The organism is Saliniferula longa (assembly GCF_050789285.1).
Classification (GTDB): Bacteria; Pseudomonadota; Alphaproteobacteria; order Rhodobacterales; family Rhodobacteraceae; genus CAVPWP01.
The window spans coordinates 1277799-1294032 of record NZ_JBOUVX010000001.1; the positions used below are offsets into that span (position 1 = coordinate 1277799).

Here is a 16234-nt window from a genome sequence, read left to right on the forward strand (position 1 = left end):
GGGCCCGGACCATGGCATTCACCATCGAGGATATCGCGCGCGCGCTGGGGGCCACGGCCTATGGCCGGACGCAGCTTGCCGTGACCGGCGCGGCCGAACCCGCGGCGGCCGGGCCGGACGATCTTGCCCTGGCGATGACGCCCGAATACGCCGAGGGCCTGTCGCAGGGACGCGCCCGCGCGGCCGTGGTCTGGGACGGCGCAGACTGGCAGGGGCTGGGCCTTGAGGCCGCTCTGGTCGTGCACCGCCCGCGCTATGCCATGTCGGGGATCACGAAACTTTTCGATCCCGGCCCGGGAATCGCGCCGGGCATCCACCCCACCGCCGCCATCGATCCCACGGCCCGGATCGGCGCGGACGCGGCCATTGGCGCCTTCGTCAGCGTGGGGCCCGGCGCGCGGGTCGGCGCGCGGGCGCGCATCGCGGCCCATGCCTCGGTCGGGACCGGGGCAACGATCGGCGACGATGTCCTGCTGCTGGAAGGCGTGCGGGTCTGTCACCGCGTGAGCATCGGCGACCGCTTCATCGCCCAGCCCGGCGCGGTGATCGGGTCGGACGGGTTTTCCTTCGTCACGCCCGAACGCTCGTCGGTCGAGAAGGTGCGCGATACCTTGGGCGACCAGGGCGAGATCGTCGCGCAAAGCTGGACGCGCATTCATTCCATCGGCTCGGTCGTCATCGGCGACGACGTCGAGATCGGCGCGAACGCCGCGATCGACCGCGGCACCATCCGCGCCACGCGGATCGGATCGGGCTGCAAGTTCGACAACCTCGTGCACATCGGCCACAACGTGGTGGTCGGGCGCGACTGCGTCTTCGCCGGGCAGGTCGGCGTCGCGGGATCCTCGCGCATCGGCGACCGGGTCGTGCTGGGCGGGCAGTGCGGGGTGTCCGACAACATCTTCGTCGGCGACGACGTGGTGGCGGGCGGCGCCACCAAAATCTTCACCAACGCGCCCGCGGGCCGGGTCCTTCTGGGAAGCCCCGCGATGAAGATGGAGACGCAGGTCGAGGCCTCGAAGAACATCCGTCGCCTGCCGCGGCTTTTCCGTCAGGTCGCCGAGCTTCAGAAAGCGGTTTCAAAGCTGCGCGAGAATGACTAGATCATCGGCAGCGTCAGCACAGCCGGGATCGGGCGGGACGAGAAGTATGACGGACAGCGTTGCGGACAAGGTGATCGCCATCATCGCCGAGCAGGCGGTGCTCGAACCCTCCGACATCTCTTTCGATCAAAGCCCTGCCGACCTTGGCATCGACAGCCTTGGCATCGTCGAGGCGATCTTCGCCATCGAAGAGACCTTCGATATCCAAGTGCCCTTCAACGCCAACCAGCCCGAGACGTCGGAGTTCGACATCTCGTCGGTCGCCGCGATCATCCGTGCCGTCGAGGGGCTTGTCGCCGGGCAGAAGGCGTGACGGTCCGCCGATGAAGCGCGTCGTCATCACCGGGGCGGGCACGATCAACCCGCTTGGTCACAGCGTTCCCGCTACGATCGAGGCGATGCGCGAAGGCCGTTGCGGGATCGCCGAGCTTGACATCCGCGACATCGACCGGCTGTCGATCAAGATCGGCGGGCAGGTCAAGGACTACGCGGCCGACACCCATTTCAACCGCCAGCAGCAGGCCCTGTACGACCGGTTCACCCAGTTCACGCTTCTGGCCGCGCGCGAGGCGATCGGGCAGGCGGGACTTCAGTTCGCAGGCCAGCTGGCCGCCGAGGCGGGCGTCGTCTTCGGAACCTCGGGCGGCGGGCTGAACACCCAGGACGAGAATTACCGCGCGGTCTACGAGGAAGGGAAGAACCGCGTCCATCCCTTCATCGTGCCGAAGCTGATGAACAACGCTGCGGCAAGCCACGTGTCGATGGAATGGAACCTCAAGGGCCCGTCCTTCACCGTGGCGACCGCCTGCGCGTCCTCGAACCACGCCATGGGCCTTGCCTTCCAGATCGTCCGCTCGGGCGCAAGCCGGGTGATGATCACCGGCGGATCGGAATCCATGCTCTGCTTCGGCGGCATCAAGGCCTGGGAAGGGCTGCGCGTGATGTCGAAGGACGCCTGCCGCCCGTTCAGCGCCACCCGCAACGGCATGGTGCAGGGCGAAGGCGCGGGCGTCTTCGTCTTCGAGGAGATGGAGCATGCGAAGGCCCGCGGCGCGGACATCCTGGCCGAGGTGGTGGGGTTCTCGATGACCTCGGACGCCGCCGATGTCGTGATGCCGTCGAAACAGGGGGCGGCGCGGGCCATCGCCGGGGCGCTGAAGGACGCGGGCCTTGCCCCCGAAGCGGTGGGCTACATCAACGCCCATGGCACGGGGACGGCCGCCAACGACAAGACCGAATGCGCGGCGGTGGCCGATGTCTTCGGTCCTCACGCCGACCGGCTGATGATCTCGTCCACGAAGTCGATGCACGGTCACCTGATCGGCGGCACCGGCGCGGTCGAGCTTCTGGCCTGCATCATGGCGCTGCGGGATGGGATCATCCCGCCCACGATCGGCTACGAAGAGCCGGACCCGGAATGCGCGCTTGACGTCGTTCCCAATGTGGCGCGCGAGGCGAAGGTCGACGTGGTGCTGTCGAACGCCTTCGCCTTCGGCGGCCTCAACGCGGTTCTCGCACTGCGGCGGGTCTGACGGCGCCGGTCGGTGCCGGTGTCACTGCGCCGCGGTGTTGGAATCGATCACGGCCTGGAAGCCGGCGGTGAAGCCCGCAAGCGACATCTTCAGCTCGACCCGCTGACCCGGCGCAGCTGCCGGAACGATCGTCACGGTCGCTTCCACGCCACGGCGCAGCGCCTCGACCTCGGCCTCGGTCAGCCCGATACGAGAGAAGCAGCCGACCTGGCTGCAGAACGAGAACGGGTACTGTTTGGTCTCTGCGGCGTCGATGCCAAGGCGAAGCTGTTCGGTCAGAAGCGTCTCGAGCGGGGTGATGATCGTGGCGCCGGCGACGGCGGGGCCGCCGTCGGGGATATTGAACAGGCTGACTTCCGCGACCGAGTTGCCTTCGGCATCTACCAGCAGCTGATACAGCTGGCAGGGGTCGTTGCCTTCCTCGCTTTTCACGCAGCGCAGGTCCCAGTCGCCGAACTCGCCGGCGACGTAAAGCTGCCCGACCGCGGGTTCGGCGGTCGAGCCCATCGACAGGTCGCTGCCCGCGGCCTGGCCTTCGGTGGGTTCGGGTGCGGCCTCCTGCGCGCCGGCCGCAAAGGCGGTGGCAGACAGGGCAAGGGCAAGGGTGACGGTTCGGATCAGCGCGCTCATCGGCTCGAAACCTCGTTGGTTGATTGCCGGGCAGATACCATGGCGGGCCGGGGGTGTCAGGCCCCAATCCACAGCGTCAAGCGAACTCTCGCGCGCCCGTGATCGCGCGCGGGCCGATCCGCTCCTGGGCGCCCCGACCCAGAAAAGAAAAGGGTCCCTTGCGGGACCCTTTTCCTGTTTTGGTTCTCCCTGCCGGACTGGCCGGCTCGTTATTGAGGGGACGTTACGAAACTTGCACCAAGCGGTCAACCGCCAGAAGCATCCCATTGCCAATATACGAAAAAGGGCCGTGCCCCGAGGGAGCACGGCCAGTCTGACAGGGAGGAAGTTGCCCGGAACCAACCCCGATTCCGGACGACTTCCACTCTGGCAGAGAAAGGTTAACAAGCTATGGTGCGGGGGTGGACGGCTGACGAAGGACCCCTGAACGTGGACAATCGCATCTTCATCGGCGGCGGCGGCGAGAACTACGCCCTGCCGCAGCTTCTGCGGCTTGATTACGCCAACCGGCATGGTCTGATCGCGGGGGCCACGGGCACCGGCAAGACCGTGACCCTTCAGATCCTTGCCGAGGGCTTCTCGGCGCAGGGCGTGCCGGTGGTGCTGTCGGACGTGAAAGGCGACCTGTCGGGTCTGGCCGAGGCCGGGTCGCCCGCGTTCAAGCTGCATGGCGCGTTCACCGAACGCGCGGCGAAGATGGGCCTGCCGGACTATGCCTACAGGGCGTTTCCGGTCACCTTCTGGGACGTGTTCGGCATAGCCGGGCACCCGATCCGCGCCACCGTGGCCGAGATGGGGCCGCTGCTTCTGTCGCGGCTTCTGGAACTGTCCGAGGCGCAGGAAGGGGTGCTGAACATCGTCTTCCGCGTCGCGGACGAGGACGGTCTACCGCTGCTCGACCTCAAGGACCTGCAGGCGCTTCTGACCTGGGTGGGCCAGCAGCGCGACGCGCTGACCCTGCGCTATGGCAACATCTCGCCCGCCACGATCGGCACGATCCAGCGCCGGCTTCTGGTGCTCGAGACGCAGGGCGCGGCGATGTTCTTCGGCGAGCCCGCGCTCGAGCTTGCCGACCTCATGCGGACCGACGCCGAGGGGCGGGGCGTGATCAACATCCTGGCCGCCGACAAGCTGATGCAGGCGCCAAGGCTGTATGCGACGACGCTTCTGTGGCTTCTGTCCGAGCTTTTCGAGGAACTGCCCGAAGTGGGCGACCCCGAGAAGCCGAAGCTGGTGTTCTTCTTCGACGAGGCGCATCTGCTGTTCGATGACGCGCCCAAGGCGCTGGTCAGCAAGGTCGAACAGGTGGCCCGGCTGATTCGCTCGAAGGGCGTGGGCATCTACTTCATCACCCAGAACCCCGCTGACGTGCCGGACACCATCCTGGGCCAGCTGGGCAACCGCGTCCAGCATGCGCTGCGCGCCTTCACCGCCAAGGACAAGCGGGAACTCAAGCAGGCGGCCGACACCTACCGGCCGAACCCGCGCTTCCACACCGAAACCGCGATCCGCGAGGTCGGCACCGGTGAAGCGGTGACCTCGCTGCTCGAGGCGAAGGGCGCCCCCGGCATCGTCGAGCGCACGCTGATCCGTCCGCCGTCGTCGCGCCTGGGCCCGATCGACGAGCCCACCCGCGCGGCCCTGATGGCCGGGTCGGCCCTGTCGGGCAAGTACGACACCCCGCTGGACCGCGAGAGCGCCTTCGAGCGGCTGAGCGCCCGCGCCGAGGCCGCCGCGCGCGAAGCCGAAGAGGCCGAAGCCGCGGCCGCCGCCGCGAAGAAGGCGGACGAGGAATTCAAGGCCGCGCGCCGGTATCAGGCCGATCAGGCGCGCAAGCCCGCCTCGCGCAGCCGGCAGCCGCAAAGCCTTGGCGACGCGATGACCGACGCGCTGATCAAGGAACTGGGCGGCACGACCGGGCGGCGGATCGTGCGCGGCATCCTTGGCGGGATCTTCAAGGCCCGCTGAGGGGGGCGACGCCCCGAGCGGGGCAGCCGCGCCGCCCTAGCCCAGACGGCGGATCTTCAGCCGGGTGATCCGGTTGTCCTTCTTGGCCAGCACCTCGAAGCGGAAGCCGTGGAAGGAAAAGATCTGGCCTACCGCGGGGATCGACTGCGCCTCGTGGATCACAAGGCCCGCGACCGTGTTCGCCTCTTCGTCGGGCAGCGCCCAGTCCATCGCGCGGTTGACATCGCGGATGGTCATGGCGCCGTCGATCAGGATGTCGCCACCTTCGGTCTGGCGCAGCGGGTGATCGGCGTCGACGTCGAATTCGTCGGTGATCTCGCCCACGATCTCTTCGAGGATGTCCTCCAGCGTGATCAGCCCTTCGAGCGAGCCGTATTCGTCGACGACCAGCGCGAAATGGGTGTGGCGGCGTAGGAACTGGCGCATCTGTTCGTCCAGCGGCGTCGTCTCGGGGACAAAGTAGGGCTTCATCGCCACGTCCATGACGTTGAAGTCCACGAAGGCGTCGCCCTCGCCGCTGGCCCCGGCGGCCGCGCCGGCGGTCTGGTGGGCATACATCGCGCGCAGAAGGTCCTTGGCGTGGATCACGCCGACCACGTTCTCCTTCTCGCCGCGATAGATCGGCAGGCGGGTGTGCGGCGACTGCAGGCACTGCTCGAGGATCTCGCGCGGCGTGGAGTCCGCGTTGATCATCTCGATCTCGGAGCGATGCTTCATGATTTCTTCGACCGCACGGTCGCTGAGGTCGAGCGCGCCAAGCAGGCGGTCGCGGTCCTCCTTCTCGACCACGCCTTCGGAATGGCCAAGCTGGATCGCGCCCATGATCTCTTCGCGCACGGCAAGGATGTTGGTCGAGGGATCGGTGCGCACCCCAAAGATGCGCAGAATGCCCCGGACAAGCGCGCGCACCGCCGTGACGATGGGCGAGAAGACCAGGATGACGATGCGGATCGGCGCCGCGACCCGCGCGGCGGCGGCTTCGGCGTTGGTGATGGCATAGGTCTTGGGCAGCACTTCCGAGAAGATGAGGACCAGGAAGGTCATCACCAGCGTCGCCAGCGCCACGCCGGACTCGCCCAGCACCTTGGTGAACAGCGCCGTCGCCAGCGATGCGGCCAGGATGTTGACCAGGTTGTTGCCCAGAAGGACCGACCCGATCAGGCGTTCGTTGTCGTCGGTGATCGCCAGCGCGCGTTCGGCGCCTTTCGATCCCTTGTCGGCCTGCGCGCGCAGCTTGCCGCGCGACGCGGCGGTCAGCGCGGTCTCGCTGCCCGAGAAGAAGGCCGACAGGATAAGCAGCCCGGCGATGGCGCCGATCGTGATCCAGAAGGCGGCGTCAAGAAGGGGGGAGGGGTCGTCCATGGGAAATCTGTCTGCCTTTTTTGCCCGGTTATGGGCGGGCTCTGCCGCGCTTTCAAGACGTCTTCGTGCTGCGCCGGGCGAGCGGGTGATGACTGTGCACCAAGGTCTTCAGGCGCTCGTCAAGAACATGGGTGTAGATCTCGGTCGTCGACACGTCGGCATGACCCAGAAGCGTCTGAATCGCGCGCAGGTCGGCGCCGTTGGCAAGAAGATGCGTGGCGAAGGCGTGCCGCAGCCTGTGCGGCGTGACCTTCGCAGGGCTGACGCCGCCGGTCACGGCGATTTCCTTGATCAGCCCGTAGAAGCGGTGGCGCGTCAGATGCCCGCCCTTGCCGGACGAGGGGAACAGGAAGGGCGAGGGCCCGCGCCCGGCCGCCTTCGCCGCCGCTTCGCCCGCGTCGCGCAGGACCAGCCATTCGGCCAGCGCCGTGCGCGCGGGCGGCGACAGCGGCACCATGCGCTCGCGTCCGCCCTTGCCGCGCACGAGAAGCATCTGCGGATCGCCGCGCGCGGCGGCGGCGGGCAGGCCCACCAGTTCGCTGACCCGCAGGCCGGTGGCGTAAAGAAGCTCGACCAGGCAGGTGTTGCGCACCCGGTCCTCGGCACGGCCATGGACGCGCGCGGCTTGAAGCAGGCGGTCGACCTCGGCCTCGCTCAGGACCTTGGGCAGGCGTGTCTCGCGCCCCGGGCCGCGGATCTGGATCGCCGGATTGTCGCCGCGCCAGCCGTCCTCGAAGGCGAAGCGATAAAGCTGCCGGATCGACGACAGCCGCCGCGCCCGGGTCGACACCGCAAGCCCCTGCTCGTCGCAATGGACGAGATAGGCCTCGACATCGGCGCGCGTCGCGGTCTCGAGCGTCCGCCCGCGCTGGTCGAGCCAGCCGGCAAAGTCGGTCAGGTCGCGGGCATAGGCCAGCTGCGTGTTCCGCGCGGCGCCAAGCTCGGCGGCCTGCGCCTCGAGGAAGGCGCCGATGCGGGCTGTGGCGGTCATCCGCGGCGCTCCAGCACCAGAAGCTCAAGGGCCGCGCGCCGCGCCGCGGTGTCGAGCCCCAGATAACGCAGATAGGCGATGGCCTCGGTCACCTTGACGTAATCGCCAAAGGCGCCGTCGGAGAACTCGTTGATCGCCAGCAGCAGGCCCTCGCCCCGGCGGTCGTCCTCGACGAACTGGCGATAGCGCGGCGGAACGCCCTGAAGAACGAACCCGTCGCGCACCGCGAGGGGCAGGGGGGCGGTGCTTGGGGCATTGGCCGGCAGGCCGCGGGCCAGCGCGACGAGATAGCGTTCGTCCGGCGACATCGGGTTGTGATCGGTGGCCACCGCCACGAAGTCGGTCGACATCAGTCCGATGCGAAACGCCAGCGCGCGGCTTTCCGGCGGCAGGCTCGCGCGGGGAAGGCGGTGGGCAAATTCCTCGGCGAACAGGCGCTCGAGCTGCATCTCCTGCATCGCCGCCCAGGCTGGGGCCAGGGCCGTGGCCACACCAGCCGTGTCGCCGTCGGCCAGCGCCGCGTCGAGGGCCTGGATGGCCGCCGCGCGATCCCAGACCCCGCCCGAAGCCGCAGGGCGCCGTTCGCGGTAAAGCCGGAAGAGGTCGCCCCCGGAGACGGCGCCGGTCAGCGCAAGCCGCTCGGCGGCCAGAAGCCGCGCGCGCCAGCCGCTGGTGTCGCGCAGGTCGGCGCGGGCGAAGGCGATGGGCAGGCCCGAAGTCGCCTGCGGCTCGCCGATGGCTTCGAACAGGCGATAGGTCAGGGGGGTCGGGCGCTGCGGCGGGCGGGGCGGGTCGATCCCCTCGAAGAGTTCGGGATCGAGGAAGCGCGCCAGAAGGTGATCCTCGTCCTCGGTCAGGATGCCAAGCGCCTTCGCGGTCTCGAGCGTCAGCGCCGCCGCCTGCCAGTCGCCGCCGCGCGCAAGGCAGAAGATCCGCGCGGGGTAGGTGGGCGAGATTTCGGGCGTCTCGCGCATGGTGCGGCAGGCCGCGTCCTCGGCCCCGGTCAGAAGCGCCACGTCGAAGGCGCGGCGGAAGATCTCGGGGTCGTCCTTCGGCGCGCGGTCGAGAAGCGCCGCCGCCTCGGTCAGAAGACCCTGTTGCAGAAGCCGGTCGACCCGGGCCAGGAACAGGCTCGTGTCGGCGCTGGCGTCCACCGGCGGGTCAAGCCGCGCCAGCAGGACCCGGCGCAGCAACGCGCCCATCTCGGGCAGCATCTCGAGCGGTTCGGCCGACAGGCGGCGGGCGATGTCGGCGGCGGGCGAGGTGCCCCAGAGATCGGCCGGCAGGCCGGCCTCGGCCGCGCTGATCAGGCCGATGGTGTCGGGCAAGGCCGCGTCCAGCGGCAGCGTCGCCACATCGGCCGGCAGGGCCGAGGCCGCGATGTCGCCCGCCGGGACGCCGGAGGCCGCGATGTCGCCCGCCGGGACGCCGGAGGCCGGGCCAGGGGCGGGCAGGGGCAGTCCGGCGGGGGTTGCCACGCTGTCCGAAAGCCAGTCGATCGCCGACAGCGGCGCATCCGCCGGCACCTCGGCCTGCGCCATGGCGGCGGCCGGGGTGGCCAGGGTCAGGAAAAGGATCAGACTGCGGGCGCCCCTATTCGGCATCAAGCTCCACCGGCTGGCTGACCAGCGACGTGTCGGGCGTGAGATCGCCCAGATAGGCGAAACCGATGAACCCAAGGATCGCCAGAACGATCACGAACAGCACCAGCTTCCACAGTCGGCTCATCTTGGTCCTCGTCGTCTCTGCCCCGTGCGGGCCGCATCTGCGGCGGCCTTGACGCAACTTATAACTGGTCTTTCCGCCAAGATCACGCCATTCAGTGACCTCGGCGAAAAGATAGGCGCGTGGCTGCCGTTTTGAACTACCGGCTGAAGAAATCCGTGGCCATGGTCGGCATGATGGGCGCCGGCAAGACCGCCGTCGGCACGGCCGTCGCAAGGGTGCTGCGCGTGCCCTTCCTCGACAGCGACCGCGAGATCGAGAAGGCCGCCCACATGACCATCGCCGAGATCTTCGCCCGCGACGGCGAGGACTTCTTCCGCGAACGCGAGACCGAGGTGATCGAGCGGCTTCTGAAGACCCGCCGCTGCATCCTGTCGACCGGCGGCGGGGCGTTCCTGTTCGAGCGCAACCGCCGGATCATCGCCGAAAAGGGCGTGGCGGTGTGGCTGCGCGCCGACCTCGACCTGCTGTGGTCGCGGGTGCGGCACAAGACGACGCGGCCGCTTCTGCGCACCGCCGATCCGCGCGCGACGCTGGCCGAGCTTTACGCACGCCGCGTCCCCGACTACGCCAAGGCCGAGATCATCGTGGACGCCGATCCCGACTTCACGGTCGAGCAGATGGCCGACCGCGTGATCGCGGCCCTTGCCACACATCCCGACGTGCTGGAGGTCAGCCCATGACGACGACGACCGCGCCCGAAGGCACCACGATCCATGTGCCGCTGGGCGACCGCGCCTATGACGTGCGCATCGGCGCGGGCCTGATCGCGCGCGCGGGCGCCGAGATCGGCCCGCTGCTGCGCCGGCCGCGCGTGGCGGTTGTCACGGACGCGAACGTGGCCGAGGCGCACCTGGCGGGGCTGGAGCGTGGCCTTGCCGACGCCGGCATCGCTTCGTCCGCCCTCGTGCTGCCGGCGGGCGAGGCCACGAAGTGCTGGGCGGAACTGGCGCGCTGCGTCGAATGGCTTCTGGCCGCGCAGATCGAACGGCGCGACGTGGTGGTGGCGCTTGGGGGCGGCGTGATCGGCGATCTGGTCGGCTTCGCCGCCGCGATCCTGCGCCGGGGCGTGCGCTTCGTGCAGGTCCCGACCTCGCTTCTGGCGCAGGTCGACAGTTCGGTGGGCGGCAAGACCGGGATCAACACCGCGCAGGGCAAGAACCTTGTCGGCGCCTTCCACCAGCCGTCCCTTGTGCTCGCGGATATCGGGGCGCTCGACACGCTGCCCGGGCGCGACCTGCTGGCAGGCTATGGCGAGGTGGTGAAATACGGGCTTCTGGGCGACGTGGCCTTCTTCGACTGGCTCGAGGTCAACGGCCCCGCGCTGGCCGCCGGCGACGCAGAAGCGCGGGCGCAGGCGGTGACGCGCTCGGTTCAGATGAAGGCCGAGATCGTCGTGCGCGACGAGACCGAGCAGGGCGACCGGGCGCTGCTGAACCTTGGCCACACCTTCTGCCACGCGCTCGAGGCCGCGACCGGCTATTCCGGCCGGCTTCTGCACGGCGAGGGCGTGGCGATCGGCTGCGCGCTGGCCTTCGAGCTGTCGGCCCGGATGGGCCTGTGCAGCCAGGAAGATCCGTCCCGCGTGCGCGCGCACCTGCGCGCGATGGGCATGAAGACCGACCTGGCGGATATCCCCGGCGATCTGCCCGACGCGGACGGGCTTCTGGCGCTGATGGCGCAGGACAAGAAGGTGATCGACGGGCGGCTGCGCTTCATCCTTGCGCGCGGGATCGGACGGGCCTTCGTGGCCGACGATGTGGACCCCGCGCTGGTGCGGACACTTCTGGCCGACCGGCTTGCGGCGCGCTGACGGGCCTCAGGCGCGGTGGCCGCGCAGCACCATCAGCTCGCCGATGTTCTCGCGCGTGATATAGCCCAGAAACAGCCCGGCCGCGTCGGTCACGGCCACCGCTGGAACCTCGGGCCGGGCCAGCGCGTCGATCGCCTTCGTCAGCGGCGCGTGCAGCGGCACCGACGGAATGTCGGGCACCATCGCCTCGGCCGCCGTCAGGCCTGGACGCTGGCCCGCGACCGCGGCGAAGATCGCCTGCCGCGGCACGAAGCCCCGCAAGCGGCCATCTGGCCCCAGCACCGGAAACTCGTGCTGCGTCGTGCGGATCAGGCTTGACGACATGCCGTCGACCCCGTCGGCGGGATCGAGCGCCTCGTAGGCGGTGATCATGGCCGCGCGCGCGGGAAGTTCGCGCGCCATGTCGCGTAGCGCCACGTCCGAGCTTTCGGCCGCCGCCGCGACGAAGACGAAGACCGCGATCAGCAGCAGAAGCGGGTTGCCCGTGGTCAGCGCCAGAAAGCCGAAGACGAAGGCCACCGCCTGCCCGGCGTGCGCCGCGACGCGCGTGGCCTTCACCCGGCCCAGCCAGATCGACAGAAGCGCGCGGAACACCCGCCCGCCGTCCATCGGGAAGGCCGGGATCAGGTTGAAGAGGACCAGGAACAGGTTGACGGCGGCCAGCCGCGCCCAGAAGCCCGATGTGGGATCCTCGATCTCGGCCAGCGCCTCGAGGTCGGTCGTGGCGCCGACGACCAACACGATCAGCGCCCAGATCGCCACGTTCACGGCCGGTCCCGCCAAGGCCACGGCGATCTCCTGCGCGGGCTTCTCGGGCATCCGTTCCAGCCGGGCCATGCCGCCGATCGGCAGAAGCGTGATGTCGGGCGTGGCGATGCCGTAGCGGCGCGCCATCAGCGCGTGGCCGAACTCGTGCAGCACCACGCAGGCGAAAAGCGCCAGGATGAACAGCACGCTGACGATGGCGTCCTGTGATCCGCCCTGCAGGAACCCCGCCACCGCGATCCAGAGAAGAAGCAGGAAGAAGGTCGCGTGAATCCGCACCTCGGTGCCAAGGATGCGGCCAACGGGAAACGACCATGTCATGCGCCATCACCCCCTTTGGTGGCGCGGTGCAGCACCCTCAGAACGGAATTTCGTCGTCGAGATCGCTGCGCGCGGGCGCCTGGCCGCCACCGCCTCCGCCGTAGCTGTCGCCGTATCCGTCATCGCGCGAGCGGTCGTCGGGATAGCTGCCGCCACCGCCACCGCCGCCTTCGCCACGCCCGTCGAGAAGGGTCAGTTCGCCCCGATAGGGCCGCAGGACGACCTCGGTCGTATATCGGTCCTGGCCTGACTGGTCCTGCCATTTGCGGGTTTCGAGCTGGCCCTCGATATAGACCTTCGATCCCTTCTTCAGATACTGCTCGGCGATGCGGGCAAGCGGCTCCGAGAAAATCGCCACCGAATGCCATTCCGTGCGTTCGCGGCGTTCGCCGGTGCTGCGGTCCTTCCAGTTCTCGGAGGTGGCGATGCGCAGGTTGCAGACCTTGCCGCCGTTCTGAAACGTGCGAACCTCGGGGTCGCGTCCCAGATTGCCCACCAGGATGACCTTGTTCACCGATCCCGCCATTGCGCCGCCTCCGTTCGATTCGCCGATTTCCGGCAAACTTACACTCGGGGGATCGTGGTTAACAGGCCGCTAAGCCCTGCATCCGGCGCCCCGCGCGCGGCCTCGGCACCGCGAGTCTGGCGTTCGGCGCGCATTTCCGGTAGCGTGCGGCCGGCGATACGGACAACCGCGACGAGGGCAAAGAGTGACGCGCCGGATAACGTTTGGGATCGCTCTTGTGGCCGGGCTTGGGGCGCTGGCCGCGGGGGCGGGGGCCGAAACCCTCAGCATGTCGTCGAAATCCCGCATGGACATCTTCGCCAAGCAGGCGCGCGTCCTCGATCAGCGGGCGACGACGCAATACGAATTCTCGCAGCGGCTTCTGCCCGACTCGGTGCGCGAGGTCGGCGCACGGATGGGCACGCCGCGCTACACCGGCAGCTATCGGGGCGAGTTCTACCAGATGGCCCGCGACGCCGCCCGCCGGCACAACGTGCCCGAGGACCTGTTCCTTCGGCTGGTCCAGCAGGAAAGCGGCTGGAACCCCCGCGCCGTGTCCCACAAGGGCGCGATCGGTCTGGCCCAGCTGATGCCGGGCACGGCCGAGCTGTTGCGCGTCGACCCGACCGATCCGGCGCAGAACCTTGACGGCGGCGCGCGCTACCTGCGCACGCAATACGACCGCTTCCGCGACTGGCGGCTGGCGCTGGCGGCCTACAATGCCGGACCCGAGGCGGTGGAAGAACACGCCGGCATCCCGCCCTACCGCGAGACGCGCAATTACGTGGCGCGGGTCTGGGGCCTCTGAGTTTGGGGCCTTTGGCCCTGGGGCGTCTGGGCCTGCGGCTTCTGCTCGACTGAGCGGCGGAACTCGGTAGGACTTGTGCCCGTGCCCGACCGGAAGGCGCGCGTGAAATAGGCGGCCGAGGTGAAGCCAAGCGCCTTCGCGATGTCCTTCACCGGCTCCTGCGTCTCGGCCAGCCGGCGCCGCGCCTCGTAAAGCTTGCGGTCCGACAGAAGATCAAGCGCGCCGCGCCCGCAACTGGCCTTGCACGCACGGGTCAGATGCGTGGGTGTGACGCCCAGTTCGGCGGCATAGTCGGCCACGGGGCGCGGGCTGGGGAAGTCCCGCTCGACCAGCGCGGTGAAGGCGGCGGCCAGCCTGTCGGCCGACCTGCGCCGGCGCGGACCGGCGAACAGGTCGGGATCGTCGGCGTGGCGTTCAAGAAAGACCGAGATCAGCCCGGCCTGGAAATGCGCGGCCCGCGCGCTTGGGGCATCGGCGCCCTGCAACTCGCGCTCGAGCGTTTCCAGAAGGCCGGTCAGGTCGGTCTGGCCACGCACGTCGCGCAGGCGCAGGTGCAGCGGTTCGTCCGGCCAGGACAGACCGCCGCCGTCGCGCGGCAGGAACAGCGCGTGGCCGAAGACCTGCCCCAGCATGTCGAAGCCGTGCATGGTCCCGGGCGGCAGGAAGATCGCGTTGTGCGGGCCATAGCCGCGCGTGAGACCGGCCACCGTGATCCGGCCCTGGCCCTTGGTGAACCACAGCAGCAGCGGCACGGAATAGCTGCGCATCGCCTCGGTCCGCCAGCGTCCGCCGGCGGCAAGACGCTGGATCGGCACCATGCGCATGTCAGGCACGGCATGGAACCCGGCAACGGGCATGCTCAGACGCGGCGCCGTCATCGGCGTATGTCCCCCACTCACGAAAAACGTGCCGACCATGACGCAAGTCACGGGCCCGGGTCAATCCACTTCCACTCTGCCATCCGCGACCGGAACCAGGTGCGCTGGCGCTTGGCGTATTGCCGCGTCAGCGTGCAAAGCCGCGCGCCGGCCTCGTCAAGCGTGATCTCGCCCCGGTGGCAGGACACAAGATCGGCCGCGCCGATCGCCTTGGAGGACGGCAGGTCCGGCGCGAAACCCGGCGCGTTTCGCGCGACCTCGTCCATCAGGCCGGCCCCAAGCATCGCCTGGAAGCGCCGGTCGATCCGGGCGGCCAGCGCGTTGCGGTCGGGCGACAGGACGATCGCCGTCACACCGCCCAGCGGCAGAAGCGGCGGGCCGGTGCGGTCCTGCCAGCGGGCGATGCCCTCGCCGGTGGCGCGCAGCACCTCCCAGGCGCGCTGGACACGCATCGGGTTGGCGCGGTCGATGCGGGCGGCGCTTTCGGGGTCAAGTTCGGCCAGAAGCGCCGCGATCCCGCCGGCCGCGCGCCGCGCGTCCGCCTCGGCCCGCAGGGCGGGCGGGGTGGGCGGGATCTGCGCCAGTCCTTGCGTGAGGGCCGTGAAGTAAAGCCCTGTTCCGCCGACGACAATCGGCCGCTCGCCGTGCAGGAACGGCGCCGCGTCGCGCAGCCAGTGACCGACCGAATAGGGGCGATCGCCGGGCACATGACCGTAAAGCGCATGCGGCGCGCGCACGATGTCGTCGTCATCGGGGCGCGCGGTCAGGATGCGCCAGTCGGAAAAGACCTGAAGCGCGTCGGCGTTGATCACCCGGCCGCCCTGCGCCTCGGCGATGGCCAGCGCCAGGTCGGACTTGCCGCTGGCCGTCGGCCCGGCGATCAGCACCGGGGCGTCGGGCGCGATGCCGGCCAGAATGTCCGCCTTGCCTGTCATGTCCCGCGCCGTCCCGCTGTCCGTCTTCGCGATTGAACCCGCCCGCGTTTTCCGACATTTTGCGCCCGAAGCAAAGAACGGGCGGACATGATGGGCGAGAACGGGTCGACGGCGGCGAAGCCGGTCTATGGGCGGGTGCTTCTGAAGATCTCGGGCGAGGCGCTCATGGGCGATCAGGGCTATGGCCTGCATCCGCCGACCGTCAACCGCATCGCCGACGAGGTGAAGCGCGTCCACGACGCCGGTGTCGAGATCTGCATGGTGATCGGCGGCGGCAACATCTTCCGCGGCCTGTCGGGCGCGGCCCAGGGGATGGAGCGGACCACCGCCGACTACATGGGCATGCTCGCCACGGTGATGAACGCGCTTGCGATGCAGGCCGCGCTCGAGGCGCTGGGCATCCACACCCGTGTGATCAGCGCGATCCGCATGGACGAGGTGGCCGAACCCTACATCCGCCGCCGCGCCGTGCGGCACCTCGAGAAAAAGCGCGTCTGCATCTTCGCGGCGGGCACCGGAAACCCCTATTTCACCACTGACACGGCGGCGACTTTGCGCGCCAATGAAATGAGTTGCGAGGCGATCTTCAAGGGAACGAAGGTTGACGGCGTCTACGACAAGGACCCCAAGAAGCATTCCGACGCCAAGCGCTATGACCGCATCACCTTCGACGAGGTGCTGCAAAAGCATCTGGCGGTGATGGATGCCTCGGCCATCGCGCTGGCGCGCGACAACGATCTGCCGATCATCGTCTTCTCGCTGGACGAGCCGGGGGGCTTTCTGGGCGTGCTCGAAGGCAAAGGCACCTATACAATCGTGGAAGGTTAGCGCTATAAGGACCCCGCAAGGGACCGCGTGAAGACGACCGACGCAAGAAGAAGACGGACAGAAGAACAGG

The 16234-nt window shown here is 69.0% G+C and carries 17 protein-coding genes; 8 read left to right on the plus strand and 9 right to left on the minus strand.

Going from position 1 to position 16234, the window contains the following annotated elements:
- The first annotated feature begins 11 nt into the window (after positions 1-11).
- Genes lpxD through ACRDNQ_RS06035 form a run of 3 tightly spaced genes read left to right on the plus strand, consistent with a single transcriptional unit; the run spans position 12 to position 2635 of the window.
- Positions 12-1103 (plus strand): UDP-3-O-(3-hydroxymyristoyl)glucosamine N-acyltransferase, encoded by a 1092-nt coding sequence (gene lpxD, locus ACRDNQ_RS06025; RefSeq protein WP_431827723.1) that lies wholly within the window; start codon positions 12-14, stop codon positions 1101-1103.
- A 46-nt stretch (positions 1104-1149) separates the two neighbouring features.
- Positions 1150-1416, plus strand: a complete 267-nt coding sequence (locus ACRDNQ_RS06030; protein ID WP_431827724.1) for an acyl carrier protein — start codon at positions 1150-1152, stop codon at positions 1414-1416.
- Between the two features lie 10 nt (positions 1417-1426).
- On the plus strand, positions 1427-2635 hold the full coding sequence (locus ACRDNQ_RS06035; RefSeq protein WP_431827725.1) for a beta-ketoacyl-[acyl-carrier-protein] synthase family protein: 1209 nt from the start codon (positions 1427-1429) through the stop codon (positions 2633-2635).
- Positions 2636-2656: 21 nt separating this feature from the next.
- Here the strand turns inward: ACRDNQ_RS06035 and ACRDNQ_RS06040 are convergent, their stop codons facing one another.
- The gene (locus tag ACRDNQ_RS06040; RefSeq protein WP_431827726.1) at positions 2657-3265 is read right to left on the minus strand and encodes an invasion associated locus B family protein; all 609 of its coding nucleotides are present in this window, start codon (positions 3263-3265) and stop codon (positions 2657-2659) included.
- A gap of 429 nt (positions 3266-3694) precedes the next feature.
- Between ACRDNQ_RS06040 and ACRDNQ_RS06045 the strand changes: the two genes are divergently transcribed.
- Positions 3695-5233 (plus strand): helicase HerA-like domain-containing protein, encoded by a 1539-nt coding sequence (locus ACRDNQ_RS06045; protein ID WP_431827727.1) that lies wholly within the window; start codon positions 3695-3697, stop codon positions 5231-5233.
- A gap of 36 nt (positions 5234-5269) precedes the next feature.
- On the opposite strand, the gene ACRDNQ_RS06050 is transcribed toward ACRDNQ_RS06045, so the two are convergent.
- The 4 genes from ACRDNQ_RS06050 to ACRDNQ_RS06065 are packed head-to-tail and all read right to left on the minus strand — an operon-like array spanning position 5270 to position 9314.
- Positions 5270-6595 carry an HlyC/CorC family transporter gene (locus tag ACRDNQ_RS06050; protein ID WP_431827728.1) on the minus strand — a complete coding sequence of 442 codons (1326 nt, stop codon included), beginning with the start codon at positions 6593-6595 and terminating at the stop codon, positions 5270-5272.
- Between the two features lie 52 nt (positions 6596-6647).
- Entirely contained in the window at positions 6648-7586 is a 939-nt protein-coding gene (locus ACRDNQ_RS06055; RefSeq protein WP_431827729.1) for a site-specific tyrosine recombinase XerD, read from the minus strand.
- On the minus strand, positions 7583-9190 hold the full coding sequence (locus ACRDNQ_RS06060) for a hypothetical protein (RefSeq protein ID WP_431827730.1): 1608 nt from the start codon (positions 9188-9190) through the stop codon (positions 7583-7585). Before ACRDNQ_RS06060 ends, ACRDNQ_RS06055 begins: the two co-directional genes overlap by 4 nt.
- Positions 9180-9314: a hypothetical protein gene (locus tag ACRDNQ_RS06065; RefSeq protein ID WP_431827731.1), complete on the minus strand. Its 135-nt coding sequence runs from the start codon at positions 9312-9314 to the stop codon at positions 9180-9182. The genes ACRDNQ_RS06060 and ACRDNQ_RS06065 overlap by 11 nt, the downstream gene beginning before the upstream one ends.
- A gap of 119 nt (positions 9315-9433) precedes the next feature.
- On the opposite strand from ACRDNQ_RS06065, the gene ACRDNQ_RS06070 reads away from it, so the two are divergent.
- Entirely contained in the window at positions 9434-9994 is a 561-nt protein-coding gene (locus tag ACRDNQ_RS06070) for a shikimate kinase (RefSeq protein ID WP_431827732.1), read from the plus strand.
- Complete coding sequence (gene aroB, locus ACRDNQ_RS06075; RefSeq protein ID WP_431827733.1) at positions 9991-11124, plus strand: 3-dehydroquinate synthase; 1134 nt, start codon at positions 9991-9993, stop codon at positions 11122-11124. The genes ACRDNQ_RS06070 and aroB overlap by 4 nt, the downstream gene beginning before the upstream one ends.
- Before the next feature lie 6 nt (positions 11125-11130).
- Here the strand turns inward: aroB and ACRDNQ_RS06080 are convergent, their stop codons facing one another.
- Positions 11131-12210, minus strand: a complete 1080-nt coding sequence (locus ACRDNQ_RS06080; RefSeq protein ID WP_431827734.1) for a site-2 protease family protein — start codon at positions 12208-12210, stop codon at positions 11131-11133.
- A gap of 37 nt (positions 12211-12247) precedes the next feature.
- Entirely contained in the window at positions 12248-12736 is a 489-nt protein-coding gene (gene ssb, locus ACRDNQ_RS06085; protein WP_431827735.1) for a single-stranded DNA-binding protein, read from the minus strand.
- A 184-nt stretch (positions 12737-12920) separates the two neighbouring features.
- On the opposite strand from ssb, the gene ACRDNQ_RS06090 reads away from it, so the two are divergent.
- Positions 12921-13523, plus strand: a complete 603-nt coding sequence (locus tag ACRDNQ_RS06090; protein ID WP_431827736.1) for a lytic transglycosylase domain-containing protein — start codon at positions 12921-12923, stop codon at positions 13521-13523.
- On the opposite strand, the gene ACRDNQ_RS06095 is transcribed toward ACRDNQ_RS06090, so the two are convergent.
- Both ACRDNQ_RS06095 and miaA read right to left on the minus strand, forming a co-directional pair.
- Entirely contained in the window at positions 13496-14401 is a 906-nt protein-coding gene (locus ACRDNQ_RS06095; protein WP_431827737.1) for a helix-turn-helix domain-containing protein, read from the minus strand. The genes ACRDNQ_RS06090 and ACRDNQ_RS06095 overlap by 28 nt on opposite strands.
- Positions 14402-14448: 47 nt before the next feature.
- On the minus strand, positions 14449-15336 hold the full coding sequence (miaA, locus tag ACRDNQ_RS06100; protein ID WP_431827738.1) for a tRNA (adenosine(37)-N6)-dimethylallyltransferase MiaA: 888 nt from the start codon (positions 15334-15336) through the stop codon (positions 14449-14451).
- An 87-nt stretch (positions 15337-15423) separates the two neighbouring features.
- Between miaA and pyrH the strand changes: the two genes are divergently transcribed.
- Complete coding sequence (gene pyrH, locus ACRDNQ_RS06105; RefSeq protein WP_431827739.1) at positions 15424-16164, plus strand: UMP kinase; 741 nt, start codon at positions 15424-15426, stop codon at positions 16162-16164.
- Positions 16165-16234 lie beyond the last annotated feature (70 nt).